21 protein-coding genes and 2 pseudogenes are annotated in these 18,241 nt (G+C 71.7%); 5 read left to right on the top strand and 18 right to left on the bottom strand.

What is annotated here, in order from left to right; translation table 11 throughout:
- Nucleotides 1–163 precede the first annotated feature (163 nt).
- The 6 genes and pseudogenes from trpC to hisI all read right to left on the bottom strand — a co-directional run bounded on the left by trpC (nt 164) and on the right by hisI (nt 4,584).
- Nucleotides 164–973 carry an indole-3-glycerol phosphate synthase TrpC gene (gene trpC / locus M2157_RS35450; RefSeq protein ID WP_266525497.1) on the bottom strand — a complete coding sequence of 270 codons (810 nt, stop codon included), beginning with the start codon at nt 971–973 and terminating at the stop codon, nt 164–166.
- A 141-nt stretch (nt 974–1,114) separates the two neighbouring features.
- Entirely contained in the window at nt 1,115–1,543 is a 429-nt protein-coding gene (locus M2157_RS35445) for a DUF2752 domain-containing protein (protein ID WP_280856980.1), read from the bottom strand.
- Nucleotides 1,544–1,626: 83 nt separating this feature from the next.
- The gene (locus tag M2157_RS35440; RefSeq protein ID WP_057618472.1) at nt 1,627–1,878 is read right to left on the bottom strand and encodes an HGxxPAAW family protein; all 252 of its coding nucleotides are present in this window, start codon (nt 1,876–1,878) and stop codon (nt 1,627–1,629) included.
- Nucleotides 1,879–1,984: 106 nt separating this feature from the next.
- Nucleotides 1,985–2,617 carry a TIGR02234 family membrane protein gene (locus M2157_RS35435; RefSeq protein ID WP_280867256.1) on the bottom strand — a complete coding sequence of 211 codons (633 nt, stop codon included), beginning with the start codon at nt 2,615–2,617 and terminating at the stop codon, nt 1,985–1,987.
- 80 nt (nt 2,618–2,697) lie between these two features.
- Nucleotides 2,698–4,177 (bottom strand): annotated as a pseudogene (locus tag M2157_RS35430) (anthranilate synthase component I).
- An 11-nt stretch (nt 4,178–4,188) separates the two neighbouring features.
- Nucleotides 4,189–4,584 (bottom strand): phosphoribosyl-AMP cyclohydrolase, encoded by a 396-nt coding sequence (gene hisI, locus M2157_RS35425; protein WP_280867255.1) that lies wholly within the window; start codon nt 4,582–4,584, stop codon nt 4,189–4,191.
- Nucleotides 4,585–4,667: 83 nt separating this feature from the next.
- Between hisI and M2157_RS35420 the strand changes: the two genes are divergently transcribed.
- Nucleotides 4,668–5,303, top strand: a complete 636-nt coding sequence (locus M2157_RS35420) for a TIGR03085 family metal-binding protein (protein WP_280867254.1) — start codon at nt 4,668–4,670, stop codon at nt 5,301–5,303.
- Nucleotides 5,304–5,305: 2 nt separating this feature from the next.
- Here M2157_RS35420 and M2157_RS35415 read toward each other — a convergent pair.
- From M2157_RS35415 to hisD, 9 genes and pseudogenes are all read right to left on the bottom strand, one after another.
- Nucleotides 5,306–5,531: pseudogene (locus M2157_RS35415) on the bottom strand (hypothetical protein); the annotation flags it as partial.
- A 47-nt stretch (nt 5,532–5,578) separates the two neighbouring features.
- Nucleotides 5,579–6,334, bottom strand: coding sequence for an imidazole glycerol phosphate synthase subunit HisF (gene hisF, locus M2157_RS35410; RefSeq protein WP_280867253.1), 756 nt, complete (start codon nt 6,332–6,334; stop codon nt 5,579–5,581).
- Nucleotides 6,331–6,726, bottom strand: coding sequence for a RidA family protein (locus tag M2157_RS35405; RefSeq protein ID WP_280856985.1), 396 nt, complete (start codon nt 6,724–6,726; stop codon nt 6,331–6,333). Before M2157_RS35405 ends, hisF begins: the two co-directional genes overlap by 4 nt.
- A complete protein-coding gene (priA, locus tag M2157_RS35400) occupies nt 6,723–7,448 on the bottom strand; it encodes a bifunctional 1-(5-phosphoribosyl)-5-((5-phosphoribosylamino)methylideneamino)imidazole-4-carboxamide isomerase/phosphoribosylanthranilate isomerase PriA (protein ID WP_280856986.1) in 726 nt (241 codons plus the stop codon). Before priA ends, M2157_RS35405 begins: the two co-directional genes overlap by 4 nt.
- The gene (gene hisH / locus M2157_RS35395; protein ID WP_280856987.1) at nt 7,445–8,086 is read right to left on the bottom strand and encodes an imidazole glycerol phosphate synthase subunit HisH; all 642 of its coding nucleotides are present in this window, start codon (nt 8,084–8,086) and stop codon (nt 7,445–7,447) included. Before hisH ends, priA begins: the two co-directional genes overlap by 4 nt.
- Nucleotides 8,083–8,247, bottom strand: a complete 165-nt coding sequence (locus M2157_RS35390; protein ID WP_057618481.1) for a hypothetical protein — start codon at nt 8,245–8,247, stop codon at nt 8,083–8,085. Before M2157_RS35390 ends, hisH begins: the two co-directional genes overlap by 4 nt.
- Nucleotides 8,244–8,837 (bottom strand): imidazoleglycerol-phosphate dehydratase HisB, encoded by a 594-nt coding sequence (gene hisB / locus M2157_RS35385; RefSeq protein WP_007381383.1) that lies wholly within the window; start codon nt 8,835–8,837, stop codon nt 8,244–8,246. Before hisB ends, M2157_RS35390 begins: the two co-directional genes overlap by 4 nt.
- Entirely contained in the window at nt 8,834–9,943 is a 1,110-nt protein-coding gene (locus tag M2157_RS35380; protein WP_280856989.1) for a histidinol-phosphate transaminase, read from the bottom strand. Before M2157_RS35380 ends, hisB begins: the two co-directional genes overlap by 4 nt.
- Nucleotides 9,940–11,283 (bottom strand): histidinol dehydrogenase, encoded by a 1,344-nt coding sequence (gene hisD, locus M2157_RS35375; protein WP_280867252.1) that lies wholly within the window; start codon nt 11,281–11,283, stop codon nt 9,940–9,942. Before hisD ends, M2157_RS35380 begins: the two co-directional genes overlap by 4 nt.
- A gap of 157 nt (nt 11,284–11,440) precedes the next feature.
- Between hisD and M2157_RS35370 the strand changes: the two genes are divergently transcribed.
- The 4 genes from M2157_RS35370 (at nt 11,441) to ybaK (ending at nt 15,424) form a co-directional block, all read left to right on the top strand.
- Nucleotides 11,441–13,018 carry an oxidoreductase gene (locus M2157_RS35370; protein ID WP_280867251.1) on the top strand — a complete coding sequence of 526 codons (1,578 nt, stop codon included), beginning with the start codon at nt 11,441–11,443 and terminating at the stop codon, nt 13,016–13,018.
- A gap of 121 nt (nt 13,019–13,139) precedes the next feature.
- Nucleotides 13,140–14,153 carry a hypothetical protein gene (locus M2157_RS35365; protein WP_280856992.1) on the top strand — a complete coding sequence of 338 codons (1,014 nt, stop codon included), beginning with the start codon at nt 13,140–13,142 and terminating at the stop codon, nt 14,151–14,153.
- Nucleotides 14,154–14,164: 11 nt separating this feature from the next.
- A complete protein-coding gene (locus M2157_RS35360; protein ID WP_280856993.1) occupies nt 14,165–14,905 on the top strand; it encodes an LON peptidase substrate-binding domain-containing protein in 741 nt (246 codons plus the stop codon).
- A gap of 15 nt (nt 14,906–14,920) precedes the next feature.
- Nucleotides 14,921–15,424, top strand: coding sequence for a Cys-tRNA(Pro) deacylase (ybaK, locus tag M2157_RS35355; protein WP_280856994.1), 504 nt, complete (start codon nt 14,921–14,923; stop codon nt 15,422–15,424).
- Between the two features lie 140 nt (nt 15,425–15,564).
- Here ybaK and M2157_RS35350 read toward each other — a convergent pair whose 3' ends face one another.
- From M2157_RS35350 to M2157_RS35340, 3 genes are all read right to left on the bottom strand, one after another.
- Nucleotides 15,565–16,242 (bottom strand): AAA family ATPase, encoded by a 678-nt coding sequence (locus M2157_RS35350; RefSeq protein WP_280856995.1) that lies wholly within the window; start codon nt 16,240–16,242, stop codon nt 15,565–15,567.
- A gap of 34 nt (nt 16,243–16,276) precedes the next feature.
- Complete coding sequence (locus M2157_RS35345; RefSeq protein ID WP_280856996.1) at nt 16,277–17,101, bottom strand: ABC transporter permease; 825 nt, start codon at nt 17,099–17,101, stop codon at nt 16,277–16,279.
- A gap of 73 nt (nt 17,102–17,174) precedes the next feature.
- Complete coding sequence (locus tag M2157_RS35340; protein ID WP_280858978.1) at nt 17,175–18,149, bottom strand: ABC transporter ATP-binding protein; 975 nt, start codon at nt 18,147–18,149, stop codon at nt 17,175–17,177.
- Nucleotides 18,150–18,241 lie beyond the last annotated feature (92 nt).

Raw genomic sequence — 18,241 nt, 5'->3', positions numbered from 1 at the left:
CGTTCACCTGTCCAGGTTCGTCACCGATCACATACCGGACCCGACGACCGTGCACCCTGCGTGCGGGCGCGCGGCAACCACGGGGGCGGCAGCCGCGCGCGAGGCGGGCGTACCTGTCCGTAGTTGTCGTCGTGAGAGTCATCGGGGCAACCCTAGCGAAAGATCAGCCGCGCCCGTGCCGCAGGGCCGGATGCTCGCCCGCCGCCACCAGGTCGGAGACCGCTGTCTTCGGGTCCTTGCCGGTGACCAGGGACTCGCCCACCAGGACCGCGTCGGCGCCGGCGTTGGCGTAGGCGATCAGGTCGTGCGGGCCGCGGACACCCGACTCGGCGATCTTGACCAGGTTGGCGGGGATCTCGGGGGCGACGCGCTCGAACGTGCCGCGGTCGACCTCGAGGGTCTTGAGGTTACGCGCGTTGACGCCGATGATCTTCGCGCCCGCGTCCACCGCCCGCTCGACCTCGTCCTCGTCGTGGACCTCGACGAGCGGGGTGAGCCCGATGGACTCGGCGCGCTCGATCAGGGACTCCAGGGCGGGCTGCTCCAGGGCCGCGACGATGAGCAGTACGAGGTCGGCGCCGTAGGCCCGGGCCTCCCAGAGCTGGTACGACGTGACGATGAAGTCCTTGCGCAGGACCGGGATGTCCACCCGCGCGCGGACGGCCTCCAGGTCGGCCAGCGAGCCGCCGAAACGGCGCTGTTCGGTGAGGACGGAGATGACGGCCGCGCCGCCCGCCTCGTAGTCCGCGGCCAGGCCCGCCGGGTCGGCGATCGCGGCCAGCGCGCCCTTGGAGGGGCTGGAGCGCTTGACCTCGCAGATGACCTTGACGCCGTCGCCGCGCAGGGCGGCCACGCCGTCCTTGGCCGCGGGAGCCTTCGCCACGCGCTCCTTGAGCTCGTCGAGGCTGACGCGCGCCTGCCGTTCCGCGAGGTCGGCACGGACTCCGTCGATGATCTCGTCGAGCACACTCACGCGAGCGGCCCCCTTCCAGACGGTCGGCAGTTCGGGCGACTGATGAAACTAGTGGTCACTGCGATGGTATCCGCAGGAGGGCGTAGGCCTCGCATCAGGTTGACGCCGGTCCCTCCCCCATACTGGACCTTCGCCAATTGATCAAGGATGAAGCCAGCCACCGAACGGCAGGTTCCGGACAACCGTGAAGACCAGCAGCAATGTCCCCAGTGTCCACAGGTGCACGGGCCCGAGAGCGAGCCGCAGCGGTCGGCCACGGGCCGCACGGACCACCCAGACGGTCCACAGCACGGCGAAGCCCAGATAGCCCACAACGGCCATCGCGTTGTCCTGGAGGGCGGCCAGGAAGTCACCGTGGATGAACGCGTGCGCGCTGCGCAGACCGCCGCAGCCCGGGCAGTAGAGGCCGGTGATCTGGTAAAGCGGGCAGACGGGATAGTGGCCGGGCTGGTTGGGGTCCACGGTCCCCACGTACGCGAAGGCCCCGGCGACGGCCGCCAGGATTCCGCCCGGGACGGCGAGCCCGGTGAGTCGGGGTGCGCGCTGGGTGTCGGCGTTCACGCCTCGCATTGTGCCCTGTAGGGCCCCACGCACGCGTGAGGGGCGGCTCCGGCGCTTCCGCCCGGCCGCCCCTCCACGAGGTTCTGCGCGTGTCAGCTCTTGGCCTCGGCCGTCTCACGCTGCTGCGAGGTGACGAGCGCCTTGTGGGCGTCCTTGGGCATGCCCATCCCCATCGCGCTCATGATCCAGCCGACGACACCACCGATGACCACGATCGCCATACCGGCCCAGAAGCCCGCCGGCTGGGCCATCACCATGAAGGCGCCCGCGACGCAGAAACCGATGAAGGCGATAGTGACACCGGTCCAGGCGGCCGGGGTGTGACCGTGGCTGCTGCCCGCCATTGCTTGCTCCTAGGTGCTGAAGTACGTGTCTGAGCCGGACGCTCGAAGTCATTGTCCCGTACGCGAGGGCGCAAAGTGATCCGGGGTCGCGCTTTGCGGGCGACCGCTATGCCCCCGTTGGATCTTCTCCCCGGTCGAGGGCCTTCCAGATGTCCTCGGGCCGGTCGGGATCCACAACGGCCGCCTTGCGCCGCACCCGGGGCGCCCCGTCCCGCTCGTACCGTCCGGACATCGCGGGCCACGACCGCCCGTAGCGCAGGGCGAGCAACCCGGCGAGCAGGATCAGCGCACCCCCCACCGCCGCGACGTACGGCCAGGCGGTGTGGGAGAGAGCGGCGACCGTCGCCGAGGTGTCGCCGGAGGCCTGGGCCGCCTGCTCGTCCAGCGCGGACGAATCACCCGCCCCGAACAGCGCCGCGGCGACGATCCCCGCGCCGGACAGCGCGAGCAGCGCGGCGACCAGGAGCCGCCCGGCCTTGCGGACGGCGAAGACGGCGACGAGCGCGGCAAGGCCCACTATGGCCAGGGCGGCCGGGACGCCCGTGACGTCACTGCCCTTGGCGGTCAGGGGAAAGGCGCCGCCCGCCACGGTCGCGGTGCCCTCGGACCACCGCTGACGGGTGGACAGCAGCGCCACGGCGGCGCCGAGCGCGCCGCACAGCAGAGCGACGGCGAGACTCAGACGTCCGGCCCTGGCGGGTCCGGCGGCTTCGGAACGGGGGTGAGGTACAGCAGTCACGTACCCCACTATCACCCGAACCCCGGGCGAACGGGCACCCGGGGCTCCGTGAGAAGCGCCCCATTCCTCGGTGAAGACGCCTACTTGCCGAGCCGGTTCGCCGTGTGGACCGCCCGCAGCACCGCCGCCGCCTTGTTGCGGCACTCCGTGTCCTCGGCGACCGGGTCGGAGTCGGCGACGATGCCGGCACCGGCCTGGACGTAGGCCGTGCCGCCGCGGAGGAGGGCCGTACGGATCGCGATCGCGGTGTCGGAGTCGCCCGCGAAGTCGAGGTAGCCGACACAGCCCGCCGTACAACCCGCGCCGGGACGGCTCGAGTTCGTCGATGATCTGCATCGCGCGGGGCTTGGGGGCGCCGGAGAGGGTGCCCGCGGGGAAGCAGGCGGTCAGGACGTCGAAGGCGGTGCGGCCCTGCGCGACCTTGCCGGTGACCGTCGAGACGATGTGCATCACGTGGGAGTACCGCTCGACGGACATGAAGTCGACGACCTCCACGGAGCCCGGCTCGCAGACGCGCCCCAGGTCGTTGCGGCCGAGGTCCACCAGCATCAGGTGCTCGGCGCGCTCCTTCGGGTCGGCGAGCAGCTCGTCGGCGAGGGCCTGGTCCTCCTGCGGGGTCGCCCCGCGCCACCGGGTGCCGGCGATGGGGTGGACCATGGCGTGCCCGTCCTCGACCTTGACCAGGGCTTCGGGGGACGAGCCCACGACGTCGAAACCGTCGAAGCGGAACAGGTACATGTACGGGGACGGGTTCGTGGCCCTCAGGACGCGGTAGACGTCCAACGCGCTTGCCGTGCAGGGCGTCTCGAAGCGCTGGGAGGGGACGACCTGGAAGGCCTCCCCGGCCCGGATGCGCTCCTTGATGTCCTCGACGGCCTCCTGGAAGTCGGGGCCGCCCCAGAGCGCGGTGTACTCGGGCAGTTCGGAGGGCGGCAGGACCGCCGGGGGCTGGGCCACCGCGCGGGACAGGTCCGCCTCCATGGCGTCCAGGCGGGCCACCGCGTCCGCGTGGGCCTCGTCCACGCCGGTGTCGAGGTCGTTGTGGTTGATCGCGTTGGCGATCAGCAGGACCGAGCCCTCCCAGTGGTCCATGACCGCGAGGTCGCTGGTCAGGAGCATGGTCAGCTCGGGGAGCTTCAGGTCGTCGCGCTCGCCGGGGCCGATCTTCTCCAGGCGGCGGACGATGTCGTAGCCGAGGTAGCCGACCATGCCGCCGGTGAAGGGCGGCAGGCCCTCCTGGTGCGGGGTGTGCAGGGCCTCGATGGTGGCGCGCAGGGCGGCGAGCGGGTCGCCGTCGACGGGGACGCCGACGGGCGGGGTGCCGAGCCAGTGGGCCTGGCCGTCGCGTGCCGTCAGGGTCGCGGCCGAGCGCACGCCCACGAAGGAGTAGCGGGACCACGAGCGGCCGTTCTCCGCGGACTCCAGCAGGAAGGTGCCGGGGCGCTCGGCGGCGAGCTTGCGGTAGAGGGCGACCGGGGTGTCGCCGTCGGCCAGGAGCTTGCGCGTGACGGGGATGACACGGCGGTCGGTGGCCAGCTTGCGGAAGGTCTCGAGGTCCATGGCGGCTGACCTTACTGATCCGAGGCGGTGGCACCGGAATCAGCGCCGTCCTTGAGGAGCACGTCCGCGTCGAAGCAGGTGCGCGCGCCGGTGTGGCAGGCGGCACCGACCTGGTCGACCTTGACCAGCACGGTGTCGGCGTCGCAGTCCAGGGCGACGGACTTGACCCACTGGAAGTGGCCGGAGGTGTCGCCCTTGACCCAGTACTCCCGGCGGCTGCGCGACCAGTAGGTGCAGCGGCCGGTGGTCAGCGTGCGGTGCAGCGCCTCGTCGTCCATCCAGCCGAGCATGAGCACCTCACCGGTGTCGTACTGCTGGGCGATGGCGGGGACGAGCCCGTCGGCGCTGCGCTTGAGGCGCGCGGCGATCTCCGGGTCGAGGTTGCTGGGTGGGGGCGTGCTGGTCATGGTTGCCATTGTGCCGCGCGCCACCGACAAGCCCGGCGCCGTGTCCACTGGGCGGACCCGTCGGGCGGCCGTAGGCTGACTGCATGTCGACTTTCGCCAAGCGTGAACGACTTCTCCTCGCCGACCTGTTGGAGGCCGAGGGTCCCGACGCCCCCACTCTCTGCGAGGGCTGGCTCACCCGCGATCTCGCGGCGCACGTGGTGGTGCGCGAGCGCCGTCCCGACGCCGCCGGCGGCCTGCTGATCAAGCAGCTCGCGTCCCGCCTGGACCGGGTGATGACCGAGTTCTCCGAGAAGCCCTACGAGGAACTGATCCAGCTGATCCGCACCGGCCCGCCGCGCTTCTCGCCGTTCCAGCTCAAGCAGGTCGAGGAGCTGTCGAACACGGTGGAGTTCTACGTCCACACCGAGGACGTCCGCCGGGCGCGCCCCGACTGGGCGCCGCGCGAGCTGGACTCCGTCTTCCAGGACGCCCTGTGGTCCCGTCTGGAGCGCAGCGCCCGGCTGATGGGCCGCAGCGTGCCCACCGGCCTGGTCCTGCGCCGCCCGGACGGCCAGACGGCGGTCGCCCACCGCGGCACACCGGTCGTCACGGTGACCGGTGAGCCGTCGGAGCTGCTGCTGTTCCTGTACGGCCGGCAGAGCGCGGCCAAGGTGGATCTGGACGGCGACAAGGAGGCGATCGCCAAGCTGCACGAGGCGAAGGAGCTCGGGATCTGAGGTCACGTCGGGAGCTCGGCGCGGCGCAGGTTCCGTGCGCACAGCGCGACCACCCCGCCGAGCCCGCACATTGAGTCCTGCGAGCAGCCCGATCAGCAGGGCGACCCCGACAGCCGCGAGCACCCCTGGAACGAAGGCCAGGGCGCCGATCGCGACCGCCCCGCCGAGGCAGGCGTACACCATCACGTGCCCGGCATGCGGCACGCGCCCGCGCACGGCGAGCAGCAGGAAAGCCCCGGCCGTCTCGACGACCGGGGCTCAGCCGGACAAGGGCGTCACCGCACCGGGTGCCCCGCCCCCCGCAGCGTTTCCTTCACCTCGCCGATCCGCAGATCACCGAAGTGGAACACCGAGGCCGCCAGCACCGCGTCCGCGCCCGCGCCGATCGCCGGCGGGAAGTGGTCGAGCCTGCCCGCGCCGCCGGAGGCGATCAGCGGCACCGTCACGTGCTTGCGGACGGCCTCGATCATCTCCAGGTCGTAGCCGTCCTTGGTGCCGTCCGCGTCCATCGAGTTGAGCAGGATCTCGCCGGCGCCCAGCTCGGCCGCCCGGTGCGCCCACTCCACGGCGTCGATGCCGGTACCGCGGCGGCCGCCGTGGGTGGTGACCTCGAAGGTCCCCTCAGCGGTGCGCCGCGCGTCCACCGACAGCACCAGCACCTGCCGGCCGAACCGCTCGGCGATCTCCTTGATCAGCTCGGGGCGCGCGATGGCCGCGGTGTTCACCCCGACCTTGTCCGCGCCCGCCCGCAGCAGCTTGTCCACGTCCTCGGCCGTGCGGACACCGCCGCCGACCGTCAGCGGGATGAACACCTGCTCGGCGGTGCGGCGCACCACGTCGTACGTCGTCTCACGGTTGCCGGACGACGCGGTGATGTCCAGGAACGTCAGCTCGTCGGCGCCCTCGGCGTCGTACACCTTGGCCATCTCGACGGGGTCGCCCGCGTCGCGCAGGTTCTGGAAGTTGACGCCCTTGACGACCCGGCCGTTGTCCACGTCCAGGCAGGGGATGACTCGTACGGCCAAGGTCATGAGGACACTCCCCGGAACGCCTCCACCTCGACCTCGACGACCAGACTCGGGTCCACGAAGCCGGAGACGATGATCATGGACGCGGCGGGCCGGACGGCGTCGAACAGCTCCTTGTGAGCCCGTCCGACCTCGTCCACGTCCCGGGCGTGGGTGATGTACATGCGCGTCCGCACGACGTCCTCGCGGCCGAGCCCCAGCTGTCCCAGCGCCGCGAACGCGACGTCGAAGGCGTTGACCGTCTGCTCGTACGGGTCGCCCGCGACGATCTCGCCGTCCACCACCGAGGTGCAGCCGGAGACCAGCACGAGGCCGTTCGGCAGTTCCACCGCGCGGGAGTACCCGAAGGTCTCCTCCCAGGGCCCGCCGGTCGTGACGCGTCGTACGTCGCTCACTTGGTCACCGCCTCCAAGGCCTCTTCCAGGGTGAACGCCTTCGCGTACAGGGCCTTCCCGACGATGGAGCCCTCGACACCGAGGGGCACCAGCTCGGCGATGGCCCGCAGGTCGTCCAGCGAGGACACCCCACCCGAGGCCACCACCGGGCGGTCGGTCGCCGCGCAGACGTTGCGCAGCAGCTCCAGGTTCGGGCCCTGGAGCGTGCCGTCCTTGGCGATGTCGGTGACGACATAGCGGGCGCAGCCCTCGGAGTTGAGCCGGTCCAGCGTCTCGTAGAGGTCGCCGCCGTCGCGGGTCCAGCCGCGGCCCTTCAGCGTCGTTCCGCGGACGTCCAGACCGACCGCGATCCTGTCGCCGTGCTCGGCGATGACCTTGGCGACCCACTCGGGGCTCTCCAGGGCGGCGGTGCCGAGGTTCACCCGGGTGCAGCCGGTGGCGAGGGCGGCCGCCAGCGAGGCGTCGTCCCGGATGCCGCCCGACAGCTCCACCTTGATGTCCATCGCCTCGGTGACCTGCCGGACCAGCTCACGGTTGTCACCGGTGCCGAACGCCGCGTCCAGGTCGACCAGGTGCAGCCACTCGGCGCCCGACCGCTGCCAGGACAGCGCGGCCTCCAGCGGGGAGCCGTACGAGGTCTCCGTGCCGGACTCGCCGTGGACGAGCCGGACGGCCTGGCCGTCGCGCACGTCGACGGCGGGAAGGAGTTCGAGCTTGCTCACAGTGTTCCGATCCAGTTGGTGAGGAGCTGGGCACCGGCGTCGCCGGACTTCTCGGGGTGGAACTGGGTGGCCCACAGGGCGCCGTTCTCCACGGCGGCCACGAAGGGCTTGCCGTGGGTCGACCAGGTGACCTTGGGGGCCGTCATCGCCGCGTTGTGCGTCTCCAGCGACCATTCGTGGACGGCGTAGGAGTGCACGAAGTAGAAGCGGGCGTCCGCGTCCAGGCCGGCGAACAGCTGGGAGTCGGCCGGCGCGTCGACGGTGTTCCAGCCCATGTGGGGCACGATCTCGGCCTGCAGCGGCTCGACCGAGCCGGGCCACTCGTCGAGGCCCTCGCTCTCCACGCCGTGCTCGATGCCGCGCGCGAAGAGGATCTGCATGCCGACGCAGATGCCCATCACGGGGCGCCCGCCGGACAGCCGGCGGTCGACGATCCAGTCCCCGCGGGCCTCGTGCAGACCCTTCATGCAGGCGGCGAAGGCACCGACGCCCGGCACCAGCAGACCGTCGGCGTTCATGGCCGTGTCGTAGTCACGCGTTATCTCGACGTCGGCTCCCGCGCGCGCGAGGGCGCGCTCGGCGGACCTCACGTTGCCGAAGCCGTAGTCGAAGACGACCACTCGCTTGGATGCGCTCAATTCCACACCTCCAGCCTCACGACGCCCGCGACCAGACACATCGCGGCGCCGATGGAGAGCAGCACGATCAGGCTCTTCGGCATGTCCTGCTTGACGAACGAGTAGATGCCGCCGGCCAGGAAGAGGCCGACGACGATCAGGAGGGTCGAGAGGCCGGTCACAGCGCGCCCTTCGTGGAGGGGAGGATGCCGGCCGCGCGCGGGTCGCGCTCGCTGGCATACCTGAGGGCCCGGGCCAGCGCCTTGAACTGGCACTCCACGATGTGGTGCGCGTTGCGTCCGTAGGGCACGTGCACGTGCAGCGCGATCTGCGCCTGGGCGACGAAGGACTCCAGGATGTGCCGGGTCATCGTGGTGTCGTACTCGCCGATCATCGGCGCCATGTTCTCGGGCTCGGTGTGCACGAGGTAGGGGCGGCCGGAGAGGTCGACGGTGACCTGGGCGAGGGACTCGTCCAGCGGGACCGTGCAGTTGCCGAAGCGGTAGATGCCCACCTTGTCGCCGAGCGCCTGCTTGAAGGCGGCGCCGAGCGCGAGAGCGGTGTCCTCGATGGTGTGGTGGGAGTCGATGTGCAGGTCGCCCTCGGTCTTCACGGTGAGGTCGAACAGACCGTGCCGGCCGAGCTGGTCGAGCATGTGGTCGTAGAAGCCGACGCCTGTCGACACCTCGACCTTCCCGGACCCGTCGAGATCGATCTCGACCAGGACCGAGGTCTCCTTGGTCACTCGTTCCACACGTCCTACGCGGCTCATGCGCTCTGCTCCTTCTTCAACTCACGGACCGCGTCGAGGAACGCGTCGTTCTCTTCGGGGGTTCCGGCGGTCACCCGCAGCCAGCCGGGCACGCCGTTGTCCCGGACCAGGACGCCCCGGTCGAGGATCTTCCGCCACATCGCCTGGGCGTCGTCGAAGCGGCCGAACTGCACGAAGTTGGCGTCCGAGGCGGTGACCTCGTAGCCGATCTCCAGCAGCTCGGCGACCAGCCGGTCCCGCTCGGCCTTCAGCTGCTCGACGTACTTCAGGAGGGTGTCGGTGTGCTCCAGGGCGGCCAGCGCGGTGGCCTGTGTGACGGCCGACAGGTGGTAGGGCAGCCGTACGAGCTGTACGGCGTCCACGACCGCCGGGTGCGCGGCGAGGTAGCCGAGGCGCAGGCCGGCGGCCCCGAACGCCTTCGACATCGTCCGCGAGACGACGAGATTCGGCCGTCCTTCGAGCAGCGGCAGCAGCGAGTCGCCGTGGCTGAACTCGATGTACGCCTCGTCGACCACCACCATCGAGGGTTTCGCCGCCTGCGCGGCCTCGTACAGCGCGAGGACCGTCTCGGGCGGGACCGCGGTGCCCGTGGGGTTGTTGGGCGTGGTGATGAAGACGACGTCCGGCCGGTGCTCGGCGATGGCCTTCTCGGCGGCGGCGAGGTCGATCGTGAAGTCCTCGTTGCGCGGGCCGGAGATCCAGCCCGTGCCGGTGCCGCGCGCGATGAGGGCGTGCATCGAGTACGACGGCTCGAAACCGATCGCCGTACGGCCCGGTCCGCCGAAGGTCTGCAGCAGTTGCTGGAGGACTTCGTTGGAGCCGTTCGCCGCCCAGACGTTGGCGAGGCCGACCTCGTGCCCCGCGGTGTCGGTGAGGTACTTGGCGAGCTGGGTGCGCAGCTCGACCGCGTTCCGGTCCGGGTATCGGTTGAGATCGCGGGCGGCCTCGCGGACGCGCTCGGCGATGCGCTCGACCAGCGGCTCGGGCAGCGGGTAGGGGTTCTCGTTGGTGTTCAGCCGTACGGGGACGTCCAACTGGGGCGCGCCGTAGGGGGACTTGCCGCGCAGCTCGTCCCGTACGGGAAGATCGTCGATTCCGAAGTTCACTTGCTCGTCGGCACCTTCCACCCGAACCGGGCCTTGATCGCCGCCCCGTGGGCGGGCAGGTCCTCCGCCTCCGCCAGCGTCACCACGTGATGCGCCACGTCGGCCAGCGCGTCCTTCGTGTAGTCGACGATGTGGATGCCCCTCAGGAAGGACTGCACGGACAGTCCGGAGGAGTGGCAGGCACACCCACCGGTCGGGAGCACGTGGTTGGACCCGGCGCAGTAGTCGCCGAGCGAGACCGGCGCCCAGGGCCCGATGAAGATCGCGCCGGCGTTGCGCACCCGGTCGGCGACCGCGGCGGCGTCTGCCGTCTGGATCTCCAGGTGCTCGGCGCCGTACGCGTCGACGACCCTGAGGCCCTCGTCGATGCCGTCGACGAGGACGATCGCGGACTGCCTGCCCTTCAGGGCGGGCACGATCCGGTCCTTGATGTGCTTGGTGGCCGCGACCTGCGGCTCCAGCTCCTTCTCGACCGCGTCCGCGAGTTCGACGGAGTCGGTGACCAGGACGGCGGCGGCCAGCGGGTCGTGCTCGGCCTGGCTGATCAGGTCGGCGGCCACGTGCACCGGATCGGCGGAGGAGTCCGCCAGGACCGCGATCTCGGTCGGGCCGGCCTCGGCGTCGATGCCGATCTTGCCCGTGAAGTAGCGCTTGGCCGCGGCGACCCAGATGTTGCCGGGGCCGGTGACCATGGGAGCGGGCGGGCAGGACTCGGTGCCGTACGCGAACATGGCGACGGCGGTCGCGCCACCGGCGGCGTAGACCTCGTCGACGCCGAGCAGCGCGCACGCGGCGAGGATGGTCGGGTGCGGGAGCCCGCCGGCTGGGTCATTTTCAAAAGCGGGGGCCTGGGCGGGCGAGGCGAGCGCGATGGACTCCACTCCCGCCTCCTGCGCGGGCACCACGTTCATGATCACGGAGGACGGGTAGACCGAGCGGCCACCCGGCGCGTACAGCCCGACCCGGTCGACCGGCACCCACTTCTCGGTGACGGAACCGCCGGGCACGACCTCGGTCGTGTGGGTCGTACGGCGCTGCTCGCGGTGGACGAGACGGGCGCGGCGGATGGACTCCTCCAGGGCCGCGCGCACGGCGGGGTCGAGCTCTTCGAGCGCCTTGTCCAGAGCGGCGGCCGGCACCCGTACCGACTCCAGCCGCACCCCGTCGAACTTCTCCGCGAAGTCGATCAGCGCCGCGTCGCCCCGATGATGCACGGCCTCGCAGATCGGACGCACCTTCTCCAGGGCGGCCTGAACGTCGAAGTCGGCTCGGGGCAGCAGGTCGCGCAGGGCGGGGCCCTCGGGGAGGGCGTCGCCGCGCAGATCGATTCGGGAGATCACGTCGTCAATTCTCTCAGACCCTCGTCAGGGCCCGTTCGCGCATTCCAATGGCTGATACGCAACCCGGAAGATCGCCTTCACGTCTAGCGTTCAGGGGGTTACTCAGCGGGCATGAACGGTTGTACGAATCACAAGTGACCGAGGGGCTGGAAGAACCGTGACCGAGGGGGCCGGGATCCGGGACGGAGACCTGCCGGACGATCTGACCGCCGCCGAGGCCGGTATGTGGCAGGCCTTCCGCAACGGCACCGTGTACGACCTGAGCAGCGGCGACACCGTCGTCGACGATCCGCACGGCGGGCACCCCTGGGGCCCCGAACGGACGGTACGCGCGCGTATCGTGTGCTGGCTGCTCCTGGACGGTCCGCCCGCGCTCGCCGGCCGGGTCTCGTCCCTGAAGCTCACCGGCGTGCAGATCAGCGGCACCCTGGACCTCGCGGGCGGCACGGTCGTGCCGTACCTGGAGATGAAGGGCTGCCGCTTCGAGCGGGAGATCCTGCTGCCGGAGGCCCGCTTCACCACCGCGCGGTTCGTGGACTGCTCGGTGCCGCGGCTGGAGGCCGCCAGGGTGCACACGGAGGGCGATCTGCATCTGCCGCGCTGCCGCTTCCACAACGGCGTACGACTGACCGACGCGCACATCGGCACGGATCTGCTGATGAACCAGGCGATCGTCTACCGCGACCGCAGCGGCCGTTCGATCGCCGCCGACGGCATGACCGTGGGCCAGGACCTGCAGGCCGAGCTCCTGGAGTCGCACGGCGAGCTGAGCCTGCGCAGCGCCACCATCGGCGTCTCGCTGAGCCTGCGTGGCGCCCGGCTCAACAACCCGTACACCCGGCTCGCGCTGAACGCCCCCCAGCTGACCGTCGAGCGCACGCTGTACCTGACCCCCGCGGGCGTCGGCGCCTCCATGCTGAGCGGGGCGACCCCCGCGCGCGGGACGCGGATCCAGCGCTTCGAGTGCCTGGGCGGCGTGCGGCTGGACGACGGCCGGTTCGGGGACGCGGTCGACCTCGAGCGGGCCCGCTTCGTCTTCACGGAGGACCAGGAGCTGTCGCTGCGCCGGGTCCAGGCCCCGGAGCTGCGCTTCCTGGGTGAGAAGCCGCAGCGCGGCAAGGTGGTCCTCTCGGGGGCGCGGGTCGGCAACCTCGTGGACCGGGCGAGCGCCTGGCCGGGGCCGGGCAACCTCCACATGGGCGGCTTCGTCTACGAGAACCTCGTACCGCACGGCCCCTTCCCGCTGGCCGAGCGGCTGGAGTGGGTGGCGGCCGCGACCGCCGAGTACAACCCGGAGCCGTACGAGAGGCTCGCGTCCGTGCTGCGGGCCGGGGGCGAGGACGAGGACGCGCGCGAGGTGCTGCTCGCCAAGCAGCGCCGGCGCCGCGAGAGTCTGCCGCTGGCCGCCAAGCTGTGGGGGTACGTGCAGGACTGGACGGTCGCCTACGGTTACCGGCCCGGCCGGGCCGCCGTATGGATGGCGGTGCTGTGGGCGGCGGGTTCCGTGGCGTTCGCACACGCGAGCCATCCGCCGCTCAAGGGCGGCGACCATCCGGTCTGGAATCCCGCCCTCTTCGCCCTCGACCTCCTGCTCCCGGTGATCGACCTGGGACAGGTCGGTTTCTGGCAGTTGCGTGGCGGTTGGCAATGGCTGGCGGCCGCGATGGTCCTCCTCGGCTGGATCCTGGCGACCACCGTGGCGGCGGGGGCCACGAGGATGTTGCGGCGGAATTAAGGAGGCCCGTGGTGCGGAAGGTGAACAAAGGTCTCGTCTTTACCTCTCCTTGACCATCCGCCGTACAACTTTCCACGAGTTGCACGTGCGCACTGGCGCAGGGTTGACCCGCGGTCCTTCAATGGTCGACACCATGGCTCTGCTGCCCCCCTTCATCCGCGCGTCACGGATTCCCCCCTACCACCTCACCGGCGGACTGCCCGCCGACGACGAGGTGCTGCTCGACGTGCCTGACGACCGGCTCGGTCCTGCGCTGGTCGCGGCCGGGCAGGGCGGGTACGGGCGTGCGGCCGAGTTGCTCGCCGCAACCCGGGAGAGCGCCGCCTGGGAGCTGCGCGACCGTTACGTCCGGCGGCTCTCCGGCTTCGCCCGCTCGCGCCCCGAGTGGTACGACGCCTGGCGCGCCGAGGCCCCGTACGACCCGGACCAGCTGCTGCTGGGCGCCCAGCTCGCGGTGGACCGCGTCTGGGACTCACCGGCCCGGGCGGAGCTGCTGCGCGAGGTGAGCCCTCTGATCACGGCCGCGGCGCGCGGCGAGGACCGCGACCCGGTGCCGTGGCGTATCGCGCTGGACCACGCGCGCGGCTCGCAGGCGGGGCACACCTACTTCGGGGAGTTGTGGGAGGCGGCCCTCAGGCGCGCCCCGCTCCACTACGGCTGCCACGTCGCCGCTCTGCGCTATCTGGCGACCTCCTGGCGCGGCTCGTACCGCGAGTGTTTCGACTTCGCGGACCGGGCCGCACAGGACGCCCCGCCCGGATCTCTCATCCAGGCGCTGCCCACGCGGGCGGCCCTCGCCTGTCTGACCGAGGGCGGCGGCACCGCGGTGCCGCGCGAGCGGCTGGACGCGGCGGCGGACCGGGCGATCGAGCTGTCCGCCACCTTCGCGGCGGCCGACCTCTGGCCGGCCGAGGTCCGCAACAAGCTGGCGTACGTCCTGGTGTGCCTCGGCCGCTGGACGGACGCTCTGGATCAGCTGCGCATGATCGGCCCGTACGCGACCTCGTTCCCGTGGGGCCGGGAGTCCGAGGACCCGCTGGGCCGCTTCCTGGAGGTCCGCGAGGAGGTCCGGCGGCACGCCCTGATCCATCCACGGAGTGAGCACGGGGGACGTGTCCGCTCCGGAGGCCATTAGGCTTTGGCGCCGTGACCACCGTGCGGCTCCCGCTCTTCCCCCTGAACTCGGTTCTGTTCCCGGGGCTCGTGCTTCCTCTCAACGTCTTCGAGGAGCGCTACCGCGCCATGATGCGCGAACTGCTGAAGACGCCTGAGGAGGAACCGCGCCGGTTCGCCGTCGTGGCGATCCGCGACGGCCACGAGGTGGCGCCCAGCGCACCCGGCCTGCCGGACCAGACGGCCGTGCCCGAGCGCGGGCCCGCGGCCGGCTTCGGCGACGACCCGGTCAAGGCGTTCCACGCGGTGGGCTGCGTGGCGGACGCGGCGACGATACGAGAGCGGGCGGACGGCACGTTCGAGGTCCTGGCGACGGGCACGACCCGGGTCCGGCTGCTGTCCGTCGACACGTCGGGCCCGTATCTGACGGCCGAACTGGAGGAGCTGCCGGAGGAGGCGGGCGACGAGTCCGGTCCCTTGGCGGAAGGAGTCCTCCGGGCCTTCCTCCAGTACCAGAAGCGCCTGGCGGGGGCCAGGGAACGCACCCTGTCGTCCGGCACGGAGCTCCCGGACGAACCGTCCGTGGTGTCGTACCTGGTGGCGGCCGCGATGATGCTGGACACCCCCACGAAGCAGCGGCTGCTCCAGGCCCCCGACACCGCGTCCCGGCTCCGGGACGAACTGAAACTCCTGCGCGCGGAGACGGCGATCATCCGTAATCTTCCGTCGTTGCCGGCGTCGGAACTGACGCTCGGCCCGACGAGTCTGAACTGAGGCCGGAGCCGCCGGATGCCGAAGAAGCAGAAGAAGCAACAGCAGTCGGGAGGCACCCCCGCGACGGTGGCCCTGACCGCCGCGGGCGTGCCCTTCACCGTGCACTCCTACGACCACGACCCCTCCCACCCCTCCTACGGCGAGGAGGCGGCCGAGGCGATGGGCGTCTCCCCCGACCGCGTCTTCAAGACGCTGGTGGCGGACGTGGACGGGGCCCTCACGGTGGCGGTGGTCCCGGTGGCGGGCTCACTGGACCTGAAGGCCCTGGCGACGGCGGCGGGCGGCAAACGGGCGGCGATGGCGGACCCGGCCCTCGCCGAACGCACCACGGGCTACGTCCGCGGCGGCATCTCTCCCCTGGGCCAGCGCAAGAAGCTCCCCACGGTCCTCGACGCCTCTGCCTCCACCCACGACACGATCTGCGTCTCGGCCGGCCGCCGGGGCCTTGAGGTGGAACTGGCGCCGACCGACCTGGCCCACCTCACGAAAGCGGTCCTGGCGCCCATCGCCCGCGCGTGACCCCTCGACGGACCCCCCTTCCTCGGTTAAGCAGAAGGGGCATGTCGAAGAAAACACGGAAACGCAAATGGCGCACCAAGAAGGGCCGCTCGAACCACGGCAGGCGGCCGGCATAGGGCCGGGACGGGGTCGAAGTTCCCCTACTGCGCAGGCGCTCCGTACCCGTCCTTGGGGACCGCGTCCCCATATATGGGCTCAGGATCCCGGGGTCCGAACAACGCCGTCAGCCCCAGATGCACGACAAGCCCGGCCAGCGACCAGGCCAGCAACGCCCCCTTCGCCCCCAGCTTCAGCGGCGCGGAGAACGTGACTCCCTTGCCCACGGCCTTCGCATGGGCGAGCACATCCGAGGTCGGCCCGAGCCACATCCCCACCCGCCACGCGAGCAAGGACCCCAGCACCCCTCCGACGGCCAGCCCCACCACCAGCGGCACCCCGCCCCGCCGCCGCCAGAGAAACACCGCGAGCGCGCTCACAAAGCCGAAGGCCAGCGCCAGCAGGGTGAACGTCCCGTCCACCCCGACCGCCTGCTCGCCCTCGGTGTCCTTGAGATAGACGACCCAGCTGCCCTGCTCGTCCACATCCCCGACCAGCGGCACATGCGGCGCCAGCCACCACCACAGCACCCCGAGCAGCGCCCCGAGGACCGCCACGGCGACCGTGACCACCACGGCCTCCAGCAGCTCGGTCTTCATGCCGGGCCCGTCCTGCCCGTACGGGGCTTCGGCGGGAGCCGCGTACCGGGCGTCAGGGGCCTGCCACGGATCGTGCGAGGACGGTTCGTGGGGCGGCGGAGGAGGAGTCAACGGTGCGGTCACCCTGACATCGTGCCAGGCCCGCCTGTGCGGCGCGTCACCGGACGGCCGCCCGGCGATACGCCCAGGTGGCGACGGCCAGCGAGACCACGCCCACGCAGCCGCACACGGCGAGGTCACCGAGCACGAAGGCCCAGTCGGGATGCGGCCCGAAGGTACGTGCGAACGCCTCGACGCCGTAGGTCGAGGGCAACAGATCCCGCGTGAACCGCACCGCCTCGGGCATCCGTTCGGCGGGCAGCACCCCGAGCAGCAGCGCGGCGGACATCCCGAGCTGTCCCAGCAAGGTGGCCAGTTCCGGCCGGGGCGCGAGCAGCCCGAGCGCGGCACCCAGCCCCGCCAGGGCCGCACCGGCCAGCGGAATCACCGCCACGAGCACCCACAGATGGGCCAGCGGAAGCCCGAACAGCACGCACCCGAACACGGCGGTCACCACGGTCCCGGGCACGGTGAAGGAGGCGTACGCCCCCGCGGCGCCGAGCACCACGGCGGCCGGCGGCACCGGCAGGGTGGCGTAGTGATCCAGCCCGCCGCTCGCCCGCAGCTGCCCGAAGTACTGCGCGAGCAGATTGAGCGCGACGAAGGCGACGACCAGCACGGACGCCCCGGCGACCACGGACCGGGCCTCGCCCCCGCCGTCCACGACCCCCCGCATCAGGACCATGATGCCGATCGACTGGAAGGTCGCCACGAACAGCAGCGGGATGCGCGCGACCCGCGCGCGGGACAGCTGCGCCCGGTAGACGGCCGCCAGCGACGGCCACAGCCGTGCGCGCGGCCCGAGCTCGGCGGCCGCGGCGCGGCCCGTCTCCTCGACGGCCGGCACGCCACCAGGCAGAACCTCGACGGGTACGACACTCACGTGGCTCTGCTCCTCTTCGCTCCGGCGGTCGCCCTGTGACGTACGGATACGGCCGTCCGCGTACTCAAAGTGGTCAAGCCTTCACCAGCCCCTGCTGCGCGGCCCCGCCCAGCGCGAGGTACACGTCCTCCAGGCTGGGCGTGGCGAGCGTGAAGTCGTCCAGCGCGGCGAACGCGGCCCCGCCGGTGACGGTGGCCACGACCGCGCGGGCCTCCTCGGGGGCGAGCCGCAGCGTCCAGCGGCGCCCGGAGGCCACGGCACGGTCCTGGAGCGCGGCGACCTCGGGCACGTGCAGCGGGGCCGCCTCGCGCCACACGAGGTCGACGCGGACCTCTCCCGCGACCTGTTCCTTGAGGCCGGTGGGTGTGTCGCAGGCGATCACCCGGCCCTGGTCGAGGACGGCGACCCGGTCCAGGACCGTCTCCGCCTCGATGACGTTGTGGGTGACGAGCAGCACGGTCGTGCCCCGCTCGGCCCGCCGCCGGTCCACGGCGGACCACACCGCGCGCCGCGCCACGGGGTCCATCGCGGTGGTCGGCTCGTCGAGCACGAGCAGCGGCCGCTCCCCCACGAGCGCCGAAGCGAAGCACGCGAGCCGCCGCTGCCCGCCGGACAGCCGCCTCAGCGGTCGTCCGGCGATCGGCGTGAGCCCCAGCTCCTCCAGTACGGCGTCCCGCTCGGCCCGTGCCCGCCGCGCCTCCAGGCCGCGCAGCCGCCCGGTGGTCTCGGCGGCGAGCGAGACGGTCAGTTCGTCGAGGGCGGTGGACTCCTGGCCGAGGTAGGCGAGAATCCGTGAGGCCCGGTCCGGGTGGCGCACGATGTCGTGCCCGAGGATCTCGACGCTGCCGCGGTCGGGCCGCATCAGCCCTGTCAGCTGCCGTACGAGCGTGGTCTTCCCGGCGCCGTTCGGCCCGAGCAGCCCGAAGATCTCACCCCGCCGGATGTCCAGCTCCACCGCGTCGGTGGCCCGCACCTCGGGTGTCCCCGGTGCCCCGCGCCGCCCGCGCACCGCGGGATAGGTCTTGGTCAGCCCGCGCACCGCACACACGACATCACCACCGTGCCGAAGTGCCTGTGCCGCGCGCGTACTCACAAAGGACGAGACTACGGGGTGGGGGCGTCCTGTTCCCCCTTGGGGCG

This window comes from Streptomyces sp. SAI-127 (assembly GCF_029894425.1).
Classification (GTDB): Bacteria; Actinomycetota; Actinomycetes; order Streptomycetales; family Streptomycetaceae; genus Streptomyces.
The sequence above is the reverse complement of the archived record's forward strand: the minus strand, read 5'-3'. Positions and strand labels throughout refer to the sequence as shown.